Annotated in this window: 16 protein-coding genes and 2 pseudogenes; all 18 read left to right on the top strand. The window is 36.8% G+C overall.

What is annotated here, in order from left to right:
* Nucleotides 1–7 precede the first annotated feature (7 nt).
* The 18 genes and pseudogenes from HF638_RS00230 (at nucleotide 8) to HF638_RS00145 (ending at nucleotide 12,763) form a co-directional block, all read left to right on the top strand.
* On the top strand, nucleotides 8–1,105 hold the full coding sequence (locus tag HF638_RS00230) for a Gfo/Idh/MocA family protein (RefSeq protein WP_169478400.1): 1,098 nt from the start codon (nucleotides 8–10) through the stop codon (nucleotides 1,103–1,105).
* Nucleotides 1,106–1,426: 321 nt separating this feature from the next.
* Nucleotides 1,427–1,744: a hypothetical protein gene (locus tag HF638_RS00225; RefSeq protein WP_169478399.1), complete on the top strand. Its 318-nt coding sequence runs from the start codon at nucleotides 1,427–1,429 to the stop codon at nucleotides 1,742–1,744.
* A gap of 214 nt (nucleotides 1,745–1,958) precedes the next feature.
* On the top strand, nucleotides 1,959–2,696 hold the full coding sequence (locus tag HF638_RS28380) for a barstar family protein (protein WP_211175444.1): 738 nt from the start codon (nucleotides 1,959–1,961) through the stop codon (nucleotides 2,694–2,696).
* A 195-nt stretch (nucleotides 2,697–2,891) separates the two neighbouring features.
* A complete protein-coding gene (locus HF638_RS00215; protein WP_169478398.1) occupies nucleotides 2,892–3,611 on the top strand; it encodes a ferritin-like domain-containing protein in 720 nt (239 codons plus the stop codon).
* 237 nt (nucleotides 3,612–3,848) lie between these two features.
* Nucleotides 3,849–4,502: an HAD hydrolase-like protein gene (locus tag HF638_RS00210; RefSeq protein WP_169478397.1), complete on the top strand. Its 654-nt coding sequence runs from the start codon at nucleotides 3,849–3,851 to the stop codon at nucleotides 4,500–4,502.
* Between the two features lie 227 nt (nucleotides 4,503–4,729).
* Nucleotides 4,730–5,356: a Type 1 glutamine amidotransferase-like domain-containing protein gene (locus tag HF638_RS00205; RefSeq protein ID WP_169478396.1), complete on the top strand. Its 627-nt coding sequence runs from the start codon at nucleotides 4,730–4,732 to the stop codon at nucleotides 5,354–5,356.
* A gap of 188 nt (nucleotides 5,357–5,544) precedes the next feature.
* Complete coding sequence (locus HF638_RS00200; RefSeq protein WP_169478395.1) at nucleotides 5,545–6,069, top strand: P-loop nucleotide/nucleoside kinase family protein; 525 nt, start codon at nucleotides 5,545–5,547, stop codon at nucleotides 6,067–6,069.
* Between the two features lie 159 nt (nucleotides 6,070–6,228).
* The gene (locus HF638_RS00195) at nucleotides 6,229–6,732 is read left to right on the top strand and encodes an NUDIX domain-containing protein (RefSeq protein WP_169478394.1); all 504 of its coding nucleotides are present in this window, start codon (nucleotides 6,229–6,231) and stop codon (nucleotides 6,730–6,732) included.
* Between the two features lie 76 nt (nucleotides 6,733–6,808).
* Nucleotides 6,809–7,351, top strand: coding sequence for a GrpB family protein (locus tag HF638_RS00190; RefSeq protein ID WP_169478393.1), 543 nt, complete (start codon nucleotides 6,809–6,811; stop codon nucleotides 7,349–7,351).
* Between the two features lie 80 nt (nucleotides 7,352–7,431).
* Complete coding sequence (locus HF638_RS00185) at nucleotides 7,432–8,082, top strand: DUF4304 domain-containing protein (protein ID WP_169478392.1); 651 nt, start codon at nucleotides 7,432–7,434, stop codon at nucleotides 8,080–8,082.
* Between the two features lie 180 nt (nucleotides 8,083–8,262).
* Nucleotides 8,263–8,916 (top strand): lysozyme inhibitor LprI family protein, encoded by a 654-nt coding sequence (locus HF638_RS00180; RefSeq protein ID WP_169478391.1) that lies wholly within the window; start codon nucleotides 8,263–8,265, stop codon nucleotides 8,914–8,916.
* A 206-nt stretch (nucleotides 8,917–9,122) separates the two neighbouring features.
* Nucleotides 9,123–9,590 carry a hypothetical protein gene (locus HF638_RS00175; RefSeq protein WP_169478390.1) on the top strand — a complete coding sequence of 156 codons (468 nt, stop codon included), beginning with the start codon at nucleotides 9,123–9,125 and terminating at the stop codon, nucleotides 9,588–9,590.
* Between the two features lie 66 nt (nucleotides 9,591–9,656).
* A complete protein-coding gene (locus HF638_RS00170) occupies nucleotides 9,657–10,193 on the top strand; it encodes a nucleoside/nucleotide kinase family protein (protein ID WP_169478389.1) in 537 nt (178 codons plus the stop codon).
* A gap of 144 nt (nucleotides 10,194–10,337) precedes the next feature.
* On the top strand, nucleotides 10,338–10,904 hold the full coding sequence (locus tag HF638_RS00165) for a histidine phosphatase family protein (protein WP_169478388.1): 567 nt from the start codon (nucleotides 10,338–10,340) through the stop codon (nucleotides 10,902–10,904).
* A pseudogene (locus HF638_RS00160) lies at nucleotides 10,898–11,059 on the top strand (DUF4180 domain-containing protein); the annotation flags it as partial. The gene HF638_RS00165 and the pseudogene HF638_RS00160, both read left to right, overlap by 7 nt.
* A gap of 158 nt (nucleotides 11,060–11,217) precedes the next feature.
* Nucleotides 11,218–11,761, top strand: a pseudogene (locus HF638_RS00155) (phosphotransferase-like protein).
* A gap of 121 nt (nucleotides 11,762–11,882) precedes the next feature.
* Nucleotides 11,883–12,317 carry a GNAT family N-acetyltransferase gene (locus HF638_RS00150; RefSeq protein ID WP_169478387.1) on the top strand — a complete coding sequence of 145 codons (435 nt, stop codon included), beginning with the start codon at nucleotides 11,883–11,885 and terminating at the stop codon, nucleotides 12,315–12,317.
* Nucleotides 12,318–12,511: 194 nt separating this feature from the next.
* On the top strand, nucleotides 12,512–12,763 hold the full coding sequence (locus HF638_RS00145; protein ID WP_169478386.1) for a hypothetical protein: 252 nt from the start codon (nucleotides 12,512–12,514) through the stop codon (nucleotides 12,761–12,763).
* The last annotated feature ends 4 nt before the right edge of the window (nucleotides 12,764–12,767 follow it).

The raw sequence follows: 12,767 nt of genomic DNA, 5'->3' as shown, positions 1-12,767 counted from the left end.
GGATGACATGGCTAAAGATGGCATGTTTTATGCGCCAAAGAGCGTCACAAAAGAGGTGGTATGTGGTCCGGGTGAGTTCACCATTGCGGCTGTAGCCTTGGATCATGGGCATGTCTACGGCATGGTTGGGGGATTGTTGGAGGCCGGGGCTACCCTCAAATGGGTGTATGATCCGGACCCGGCGAAGGTAGAGGCATTTCGAAAGCAGTTCCCACAGGCTCAAGTCGCAGCATCGGAAGCTGAGGTGCTCGCAGATGATGAGGTGTTGCTGGTGGCAAGTGCAGCGATCACTTCAGATCGTGCGCCGCTTGGCATGAGAGTATTGGACGCAGGCAAGGATTATTTTACAGACAAAGCTCCGTTCACCACGCTGGAGCAATTAAAACTTGCACGAGAAGAAGTGAAGCGAACAGGCAAAAAGTACATGGTGTATTACAGTGAACGACTGCATGTAGAAAGTGCGATCTATGCGGGGCAGCTCATTGAACAGGGAGCAATCGGCAAAGTAGTGCAAGTTATGGGGACGGGGCCGCATCGATTGAATGCGGGCGGACGACCGGAATGGTTCTTCAAGCATGAGCAGTATGGCGGCATTCTCTGTGATATCGGGAGTCACCAGATCGAACAATTTCTGACGTTTGCATCATGTACGGACGCTGAAGTTGGGTTCAGCCGTGTACATAACTTCAATCACCCACAGTTCCCGGAGCTGGAAGACTTCGGCGAAGCTTCTCTGATTGGTGATAACGGTGCTTCCGGTTACTTCCGAGTGGACTGGTTCACACCGGATGGTCTGGGCACATGGGGCGATGGGCGTACCGTTATTCTGGGAACGGACGGTTATATCGAGCTGCGGAAGTATATCGATGTAGCGAGAGAACCAGAAGGTGATCAGGTCTATCTGGTAAACCATGAAGGCGAGTTTCGCTACAGCGTGAAGGGCAAGGTCGGTTATCCGTTCTTCGGTCAGCTGATTCGCGATTGTCTGGACCGGACCGAGACAGCGATGACACAAGAACATGCATTCAAAGCAGCAGAACTCTGTCTGATTGCACAACATAAAGCGATGAGCGAGCGCGTGGTGTGGAGTAGCGGAGCGAAGTAAATGTTTTAGGTGAAGGAGAGCAAAGGTTGATCCCTAAAGGTTATCGGCAATTTGAGTGAGGAAAGAGCAGCCCAAATGTTAAACTGCATCCAACAGGTTAGTCTCTTCTAACGAATGGAGCAGTTCGCACTGGGGCTGCTTTTTTGAGTATGTTCGTGACTTCGCATATGGATTAATTTGGGTTATATTATATGTAGTTCGGATATTCGTTAAAAAGAGAGGTATTTACGAAGTTCGTAGATATGATGTTATACGCAATTATTGCATTTTGAATAAATCAAACATGATTATTTTATTTAAATGCATGAAGGAGTAGAAATGTTGAAATATTCAAATAAAGTTGATTGGTGTTCATGTAATCAAGGGTGGATAGAGATAAAGAAAAATAGTCGAAACGGGCAATTGTTTTTTAAGTGCTCAGAATGTATGGCAGAGTTTAATTTATATGAAGATATTAATAGATTAGCACGAGATATAACTAGAGATGAAAACCCTTTAGATCCGTCAAATATTGAAATAATTAAACATGAGTACTACAAACTAATAATTAAAGAGTGGGAAAACAAATATTTAATACGAAATGACAACAAAGTGATTAAAAAATGGAATGATGAGAAAAGAGAATTCGAAAGAATTTAGGAAATGAAAAAGTTTTTTCAGATTAGTCAGGAAGGCAATAACAGCGTATAACATAATATTCAAGCAGCGGCTCCTTTGGAGCCTTGGTCTGCGGAGGGATTTCGAAGAGGAATTTCAGCAGACAACCCCTTTGGGGTTCATGAATACAGGGACGTTATAAGAAATCGGCGTAAAGAGTAAACCATAATTAATGAAAATACATAGGAGTAAATCTATGAATTACAAATATAGTCTATTCGACGAGGATGGCAGTTTAATTATCGGACATTGCGATAATATTGCTGGATTATTAGAAACGAACATTAGTGAAACTGCGGATGGGGATTACTACGATCTCAGTTTTATTAATTTCCATTTCAGCGCTGACTTTAAACAGATTTGCTCAAACCGAAAGTATCCCATAAGTAATTTATACATACTTATTTTAGATCATTGTGGTAATAAGATAGGTAATTATTATTTTGTATTGAATACTCAGAAAGTATTTACTTCTTCAGATTTAAAAGATGGGCGAGATGTTAATATTGCTGGTTATCTTCCAATTGCTCTTTCTATGGAAATTCTAAGACTCTGGGATCTTGGTAGAGAGTTAAAACAAAACAATATTTGGTCTCAATTTACTAACCACCAGCGCGAGATCTGGATGGAGATAATCAGAAATCGCAATAATTGTTGTAAAATCTCCAGTAATATTCAGGACATTAATCAAACGTATTATGTTGATGGTCGAAATATCACAGATAAGATTTCTTTTTATTTTGCACTGGGTGAATCCATCAATGGCCCCGGGGGGTATTTCGGCGGATGTCTGGACAGCTTGTCAGATTGCTTGTGCGGAGGCTTTGGTGTGAAACCACCTTTTACGATTGAAATCAATGGATTTGCTGAATGCGAAATAATTGAGAATATTTTAGAAGTGCTTATCGAACATAATGTTACAATCAAACTTTAAAACTAAAAATGATTTTTTGAAAGTTAATCGAAGAAGACACCCACATCTTATAACATAATATTCACGCTGCGGCTCCGATGGAGCCTTGGTCTGCGGGAATGATCTCAAAGAGGGATTTCAGCAGACAACCCCGTTGGGGTTCATGAATACAGGAACGTTATCTGAAATATACCTACTACATTTTAGGAGCAAATAATGAATATCACTTTCTCGAAATGGGTGCAATATTATCGAAGAAATAATCAAAACCTCAAATATATTCATTGGGATGACAACTATAAATTAACAACTAATGAAAAAGAAATAATCATCAAGTCAATTCAACAGTTTCAATTAGGAGAAAACTCTGAAGGTAAACATCTAATTAAACGTGCGCAAGAATATGTACATCAGACACAAGATCAGGATTACTATGAAGCGCTTATAGAATTCATTAAAGAAGAACAGAGGCACGCTAGAGATCTAGGCAGATTTATGAAGGTACAGGGAATCCCACTCCTTCGTGGACATTGGATGGACAATGTATTTAGAAGATTACGTCGATATTCGAGTCTAGAACAATCAGTCATTGTTCTACTAACTGCTGAGATCATTGCTAAGTTGTACTATAAAGCCTTGCAAAAATCTACAAAGTCAGAAGTATTAATAGATTTATGTAATCAGATTTTAAGTGATGAGGAGAAGCATGTTCAGTTTCAATCCGAAACACTTCATAAATTCGCTCAAAATAGAAGCGTTCTCTTTAACAGAATAGTTCATATCCTTCGTAGAATCCTTTTTGAAGGAACGCTAATTATAGTGTGGTATCAACATAAGCCTGTATTTAAAGCTGGGGGATATAAACTCAAAAGTTACTACTATGAATGCCGTCATGAGTTTAACTTAACAAAGAAGATTATAGCTAATTCACAGTAAAGGTTTACGTCAGATAACATTATATCCAAGCTTTGGGTCCTGAGGCTCCCTCGATCAGCCCGAAGGGAATTGGCAGGGAAGTGGAATCAGGCGGACACATCCGCACGGACTAACCGCATCGCGGTCGCCCTTAACGTGGCTTAAGTCGGTGGGGCGTCGTGGATACAGTAACGTTATAGGAAATCAGCATATAAAAATACAAAATAAATTATTCAAACTCTGAATAGGAGTGAAATCATGCTGGAAGCGGTTATTTTCGATATGGATGGCACACTATTTCAAACAAACAAAATCTTAGAGTTATCGTTAGAAGAAACATTTTCTATCTTGAGGTCTCGTAATGAATGGTCGAGTGAAACTCCAACTCAAAAATATCGTGAAATTATGGGAGTTCCTCTACCAGTAGTTTGGGAAACGTTACTACCGAACCATTCAAACGAAATCAGACGAATGGTAGACGAAATCTTCTTGGAGAAGTTAATTGCAAATATTAATTATGGCAAAGGTGCACTTTATCCGCATGTCAAAGAAGTTTTTGATTTTTTAAAACAGGAAGGCTGCTTAATTTTTATAGCAAGCAATGGACTAATCGAATACCTAAATGCTATCGTTAACTGTTACAAGTTAAATAATTGGGTAACAGAAACCTTTAGCATCCAACAAATAGGAACTCAAAATAAAGGTGACTTAGTCGGTCATATTCTTAAAAAACATCACATCAGCAATGCAACTGTAGTTGGGGACAGGATTTCTGATTTCAATGCCGCAAAAAAAAATGGGTTGAAGGCTATTGGTTGTCGATTTGATTTTGCCCAAGAAGAGGAGCTTGCCCAAGCGGATTTTATTATTGACGACTTACTTGAATTAAAAAATATATTTAGACATCAGTGAAAATAGAATGCTTTTGTAATTATATCGAAGAAGACGTTGAAATCCTATAACACCGTATTCAAGCTTCGGCTACCCCTTGGTCACAATGATGTTTTTGGCAGGGTAGTTGATTCATGTGACAACTTGCTGCGTAAGTTCGTGAACACAAAAATGTTTGCAAAAATCAGGGGAATGCTTAATTAAATTATAAAGATTAGATAAACTATTAGTTAAGGGCGGGGATTTCATTGAGTAGCTTGTTACTAACCTCTTGTGGTTTTTATACTGAAGATATTAAAAATCAATTTCTGGATTTTATTGATGGAGATATTTCTCAATTAAAGGTCTCTATTATTACAACAGGATCCCCCATGAAAGAAAATAATAGATATGCACAAAGGGCATTGCAAGAGTTCAAGGATATGGGGTTTCAGCATATCAATTTTGTAGATATAGAATTTGATGATCCGCAAATTCTTTTACATAGAGATATTATATATATCAATGGCGGAAATCCATTTACATTATTGTATTTCGCGAAGAAAAGCGGTGCGGATGAAATTATTAAAACACTGGCCGCACAGCATGTAATTATAGTTGGAGTAAGTGCTGGAACGTTATTACTGGGACCGAATATTAACATTGTCGATTTCTTTACTCCACAGATGAACACCATGAATTTAACGGATTTTAAGGCAGTAGGTGTAACCGACAAGCTTATTTTTCCTCACTATGATCGAGAGGATATATTTAAAGATAGTACTAATAAAACAATTGAAGAGAGAATAGTAGAATTTGAATCCAATGAGAACTGTAAGGTGACAAGGCTTAAAGATGATGAATATATCTCAATCTTAATAAATCAAGCACTTTGAATCGAAGAAGTCCCTGAAATCTTGCTAACACCGTATTCGCGCTGCGGGGCTACGCCCCGTGGTCTGCCAGTGGGGGTTCGAGGAAGTAGTATCCAGCAGACAACTAAGCATTCTCGGGTTCGTAAATACAGGAACGTTTTTCGAAAGGCAAGCGATAATACTCTTAATCTTCTGTGAGGAGGAATAGTATGTTTTTTTTACAAATGTCCGGATTCCCAGGATCAGGAAAATCAAGTTTGGCAAAACAAATATCTAAATTAACGAATGCAGTTATAGTTGATCATGATATCACTAAAACGGCTCTATTAGAGGCATTAGACAATCAAAATCTAAGTATGAATGTCTTAGGTAAAACGTCATATCATATTGATTGGGCATTAATTGAGTTTTATTTAAGTCAAGGGAATAGTGTGATTTTTGATGTCCCTTGTTTATATGAAAAAATGATAGAGATCGGTGAGCAACTGTGTTTAAAGTATAAGATTAAATACAAATATGTAGAATGTTGCGTGGATAATTACGAGTTGATTCAGCAACGATTATTAACAAGAGAAAGAAAAATTAGTCAGATAGAGAGCACAACATATGAAGCATTTAAACATGGCATACAACAGAGTAAGAAATCTGAAAAATATGAATACTTTATTGTCGACAGTTCTGAACCAATTGAAACATATTTAAATAAAGTAATAGATTACATCAAACTAAAGTGAAATAATCAAGATGTCTTGCTCATCGGATAACAATATATTCACGCTACGGATATTAGTCATTTGCCCGACATAAGCTGGACACTCATCGTTCCTAGGTCGTGAATACGGGAGCTTTATGAGAGAGTGATGTAGACATTATATGGAGGGAGATTATTCTAGATGATTTCAAATACAGTACGAGCATTGATTATCCAGAATGACAATCTTCTATTAATAAAGAAAAGAAGAGCAAATATAGGTATTTATTATGTACTGCCTGGAGGAGCTCAAGAAGAGAACGAAACATTGGAACAGGCTTTAAGTCGCGAGTGTATGGAAGAGTTGGGTATTGAAATATCGAGTAGTGGGTTAGTTTGTGTAAGAGAATACATATCGCGCAATCATGAATACTCTTTCATAATGAAGGAAGCTCATTCGATTGATTTTATTTATGAGTGCAACACTCATTTCCTAAATAATGAATTAAGAAGCCTACAAGCTGATGTTGGACAGGTTGGGATTGAATGGTTACCCATTAATGAAATTAAGAGGACAGTGCATAGGCTAGATGAATCTTTAGAACATTATAAATTTCCTAGAACAACTAATGAATTCTTTAAAGAATATTTTTCGGATCAAGTAATAAAACCATATTCTAGCGTAATATTTGAAAGTAATCCATAGAAAACATCACCATCTCATAACAACATATTAACGCATCGGGCATTCGTACTTTATTTTTTGGGGGGGCATTTCAAGGATGAGTAAAAAAACAATAATTATTGAAGAATACAACAATCAATGGCCTGAAATGTTTTTTGATCTGAAATCCATCATAGAACATAGACTCGGGGATCTAGTACTAAGAATTGAGCACGTTGGTAGTACCGCAGTACCTGGACTAGCGGCAAAACCTATTTTAGATATGGATGTAGTAATTGATTCTATGGACTTGCTTCCAGATGTAATTCAAGGATTAGAAAGTTTAGGTTACTATCATGAAGGTAATTTGAGTGTTGAGAACAGAGAAGCTTTTGCAAGAAAAGATGCAAATGTTCCCTATAGTATCGTAAAAATACAGAAATCTGAACATCATTTATATGTTTGTAATAAAGATAGCAAAGAGTTATTAAGACATATATCCTTCAGAGATGCATTAATTAGCAATCCCGAATTTGTAGTTGAATATGCCAATCTAAAGAAAGAACTGGTTATTAAATATAGAGAAAATCGCCAGTCCTATACGGATGGGAAGACCGAATTTGTAAATAAAGTACTTAATGAATTTGGAAAGAATGTGTAGGTAGTTCAATGGGATTAACTCATCCGATAACTAATTGAATACAACAACGTTATCGGAAATCTCACAAAGGATATGAGAACGTGAATACTAAAGATTTTAGAAAGCTAATCAGGGTGTATTTTGCTCCGAAACTACATGAGGTTGGGTTTATGGGAACCGATCATCACTTTGTTAAAACGACTGATAATCACTTTATTTATACTCTGGTGATTCAGGCAGATAAATCCGGTGGATCTTGTGTTATGGAGATGGGGGTGCATCTAGATTTCCTCCCTAATTCTATTGGTGAATTTAAGTCTTCAAATGAAATCACGACCTATGATTGTGAATTCAGAAAACGTCTTAATAAAAATCCAAATTGGTTTAAGAGATTTTTTACAGTGGAACGTGAAAGATGGTTTCAATACGGAGAAACAGAGGATGATGCAATAGTTACTATACATGAAATGAAACAGTTATTTTTGCATCAAGGAATGACTTATTTTTCTCAATTCAATGATCTTAGGGTGATTACATCAATTTCATTGGCCGAGATAATAGCTAGATCTAAGAAGATTGAAAATTTTGGAGCTCCTCTTGATTTAAGGTTGGCTTTGTTAATTGCACGAACGCATAAATTTCTAGGTAATGATAGGGTTGCAAAAGAATATGCCCAATGGGGATTAAATAATATTGGGAAAGCAAAGGGACTCATTAAGGACTTTGAGGGCATATGTAGAGGTCGTTTGTGAGACATCATCTAACATCATATCCGTGCTTCGCAACCTAAAGGCTCATCGGTCCGCTAAAGGGGAATTGCAGGGGCGGATACATCCGTACCGAGTAAACCGCATCGCGGCTGCTCCAATTGGTCGTGTTGGTGGGAGGGTCGTGGATACAGTAACGTTATGCGTCATTAAAGGAGATAATTTATGAAAGGTAAGATACTCTTCTTATTATTTATTACGATAGTGTTTTCATCCTGCCAAAATAGTAGTCAATTGACTACCTTGAACAGCGAAACTAAATCAATAATGAATTCTGAACTGCCTCCTGATGTATTGAGTACAGGTAATCCAACAGAATTGAAAGAAATAACTGAAGGTCAATCAGATCCTTCTAACAATCAAGTGTTATTCATGAGTATTGGGAACTATGATTTGACTGGAGATTTTTATGATGAAATGCTTCGAAATCCTATAGATCATGATTATGAAGTGGAATTTAATGAATTTCAAAATTCCAAAGAGATTATTACAACATTGGAATGGGGGACGTTGGAAAGCAAATATACAGAGATTTGGGATAAAGAGTTGAATCAAATATATAAAAAGCTGCTTACTAAGTTGGATAAAGAACCGAGAGAAGCACTAATTGAATCGCAGAAAGAATGGCAACAGTATCACTTAAGGGAAACAAAATTTGTAGAGAAGACATTTATTAATAATGGTTACCTAGGATCACAAGGATCGGTAAGCCTAGGCACAGTTATACGGGAGAGAATTAGGGAAAGAACAATGCAATTATTTGAATATCGATATTTGCTAGATGGTGAAGTTGAGTTTTTATACCAAAGTGAAAAATAGAGTTGGAATCTGGATTAAAGGTTTTTAGGTGATGCTTCGAAGCAGTAACGGCACATAACAATGTATTTAAGCTGTGGGATGGATTACGAAGAGGAAATTCAGCAGACAACCCTTCGGGTTTATGAATACAGGAACGTTATCGTAGATCAGCAACCATATAAAAAGAATTTATTTGGGTGCATATAATTTTGTCAGGAAGTGATTGAGTGAATAAAGACATTTTACTTGAATGGGACAGAAAGCATAGTGCGATGAAACGAACGAAAGAGAATTACTGGAAGACCTATAGAAATTGGCGTGATGAAAATAAAAGCGATTATCATGATACTTTTATGGGAAAGTTATATGATGAATTTATAAGTCTTGATGAGCGTGCCATATACCTGAAATATAGTTTTAATACAACAGAAGTAGTGGTATTTTGCTCGGTTAATATATTTTACGTAGAAGAACATATAGGAACCTATGACATAGAGTTCTTTTTGAATGGTGAGATTGCTGATGATTATCTGGATTTTGGGGACATGTTACTTAAAGATAGGATTACTAAGGTGAAGCATAACTTGAAGGTTGCAAGAAGGGCTCTGAAACTAGGATTTGAAACATCAGACATTTCTAAAATTACGGAAGTCCCACTTGAATATTTAGAAATATTAAAAAAGAAATATAGTTGAACGTTAGACGAAACTCTTGAAATCCGAAAAAATATCCAGTGATTTACTCCAGGAGGCTGAGGAACAATGAGGAATAAAATGCCTAAGATCATTGCTATTGCAGCAGTATTGGGGGGAGGGAAAACCACTATTACGTCATGTCTAACCCAAGTGCTAAATAATGCAAAGACCTTATATTTCGATGAGTATGATTTAGAAGGACCCGACGATGTTGTTAACTGGGTTGAGCGAGGCGCTGATTGTAATGAGTGGAACCTAGAGCCACTAATTTCTGATCTGAGAAATCTTATTTCTTCAGAAGATACGGAATTCATATTGTTGGATTATCCATTTGCAAGGTTACACGACAAATTGAAAAATATTGATCTGACTATTTTCATAGATACACCTCTTGATATAGCAATGGCAAGAAGAATATTAAGAGATTATAGTAACAAGAATGCAGAAGCTATTTTAGATGATTTAAGTCTTTATTTACCTGGCGGGAGAAGTGGATATGAAAGTATGTTGAAGACAATAAAACCAAATTCAGATCTGATTATTGATGGTCTATTACCTACTGAGGAAATAGTTAACATCATATGTGATAGGATAAAGAGCTGATATCAAGTATATTCGAGCATGCCAAAGAATCGCCTCACAACCTATCTATGCAGCGTCGTTGATACTCTTTATTTTGTTCATGGATAGGGAAAGAGCGAAATTAGACAGGGTAACGTAATACAGCAGCATACCAAGGAGGATCATATGAAGACGACCATCTATATGGTTAGGCATGCTGAATCACCATACGATGAAGGAAGCGAAATTACTAGAGGACTCACCACGAAGGGCAAGAGGGATATTGAAAAAGTTACTGAAATACTTAAAGTAGAAGGAATAGATGTTATTATATCTAGCCCATATAACCGAGCAATCCTTAGTGTTGAGGGGTTGGCACAATACTTTGAATTAGATATCAAAACATATGAAGATCTAAGGGAAAGGTTTTTTGCTGAAGAAACTATTGATAATACTGAGTTAATGTCAGTTATTAGAGGTAAGTTTAATGATTTTGATTATTCTTTACCAGGTGGAGAGTCTAATGCTGATTGTCAGAATAGATCGATATCAGTGATTAAAAACATATTAAAAGAACACGCTGGGAAGAAAATAGCTATTGGAATACATGGAGTTGTAATGACTTTGCTGATGAATTATTTTGATTCAAGTTATGGTTTGGATTTTTTAGATCAATTAAAGAAGCCAGATATTTATAAATTACGTTTTGAAAATTTTGAATTAAAAGATGTAATAAGACTGTGGAAGGGATAGTTCTTCAAAAGTTCATTAACTACCAAATCAAGATCGCAATCATTGATGATTTTTCGAGTTATTCGAGTAAGAGCCTTAAATATTTTATATATGAAAGCAATAATGGAAAAGATATATTCTTCCTGCCCGATGAAGATCAGGCTATTGAGAACTAAGCAAGGCTTAAGCGAATTCACTCGGTGTATTCTGAAAGCGTTCTATAATGACATTCCTTCCTATTTCGATGCTCATTGGTATGGAGCAGTATCAAATCTATGTCTTCCACAGTGATACTTTTATTAAACATAATCTATGTAAAAGGAAGATGATTACGATGGAAAAAGGCAAAATTATATTTTTGAATGGTGTAACCAGTTCTGGTAAAACTTCAATCGTGGAAGCAATGCAAGACTACTCTGAACCATTTTTCTACGTTGTGGCTAATGATCTTTTTGAAAATACAATCGGAGATAAACATCTCCAGACGGGATTACTGGAAGTATCTTAGTGAAGCCATCATTATGATGTATCACACGGCAAAGTTATTTTCAGATAGCGGGAAGCATGTTCTGATCGATGGCATACTTGTCGAAAGACCTGAGCTCACGCCACATTATGAACAAGTCAAAAACATTTTTGACGGGTACCCATTGGATATCGTTGAGTTATATTGTCCTTTGGACATTTGTCGTCAGCGGAATATCGAACGTGGGGATCGAAGAGAAGATCAATCCGATGAGCAAAATAAAATCATGGCACCCAACATTCACTATAGTTATTCGGTTGATACGAGTGTGAATACACCGGAAGAGTGTGCAGAAATGATTATTACTTCCCTATTCAAACCACGTCATGGAACATTGGAAACTAACAAATAATACACAACGAAGCTGGGGCATCCAATAAAATGGTATTCCAGCTTTTTGACTATCTGAGAGGGATAAAAAAAAGATCAGCATGCTAAAGTAATCTTTGTGAAAGTAAGGAGACGATATGTTTATGACAAAATTTTATGTTCGTGAGGCCGTTCAAACAGATGCGCAAGCTTTAGTAGACTTGAATTACCTATTCAATGGAGTTCGGCGAAATGTAGATGAGGTACAACAAGAACTAATACATACAAGAGAAACAATCGTAGTTGCTGTACTGGAAGAACAAGTGGTTGGATTTGCTTGTGGGCAAGTTGTTAAGTCGTTTTGTTACAAGGAGTCTATAGCTGAAATAACCGAAATGTACATTTTAGAATCTGAACGCAGGAACGGATTGGCTTTACGTATGATCACATTGTTGGAGAACATATTCAAAAACGTTGGTGTAAAAAGTGTCAAGATTCTTACAGGACAAAAGAATATGCAAGCGATCAACACATATGAAAAGGCAGGGTATCACAGGGAAGACCATTTAGTAATGGATAAGAAACTGGAAAATATATAAACGTAGCTGACTTGCGAGATTTTGAAAAAGGAGGATAAGGAAAAGTTTAGTTTGGCATCGAATTTTATGTGAGTAGGTTTGAAAAGCAATTTTCATTCGAAAATAAAAGGAGGTAGTTTGTCCTGAAGCATTTACAGTTCATTTTCTCATTACTATTTATCATGTTAGGAATTGTCATTATTACGATCTCGAAGATGATTGAAGAGGTGATTCCCAAGTTAGGCTATGCGGCATTTCAGTCAGCGGCAGCTGGCAGTTATACTCCGAGTGATTATCAAGTGGATTTTGAACTTAATTATTGGATTGGGACGATATGTATTCTAGGTGGCATCATCTGCTTAATTAGTACAATGAATGTTGTCCGAAACTACATTCGTGAAATGAATTTAAGAAACAGAGCGTTTGATGAAGCTCATAATTATGATGATACAAGAGAACAGAAGTAGTATA

Source organism: Paenibacillus sp. SZ31 (assembly GCF_012912005.1).
In the GTDB taxonomy this organism is placed as follows: domain Bacteria; phylum Bacillota; class Bacilli; order Paenibacillales; family Paenibacillaceae; genus Paenibacillus.
The sequence above is the reverse complement of the archived record's forward strand: the minus strand, read 5'-3'. Positions and strand labels throughout refer to the sequence as shown.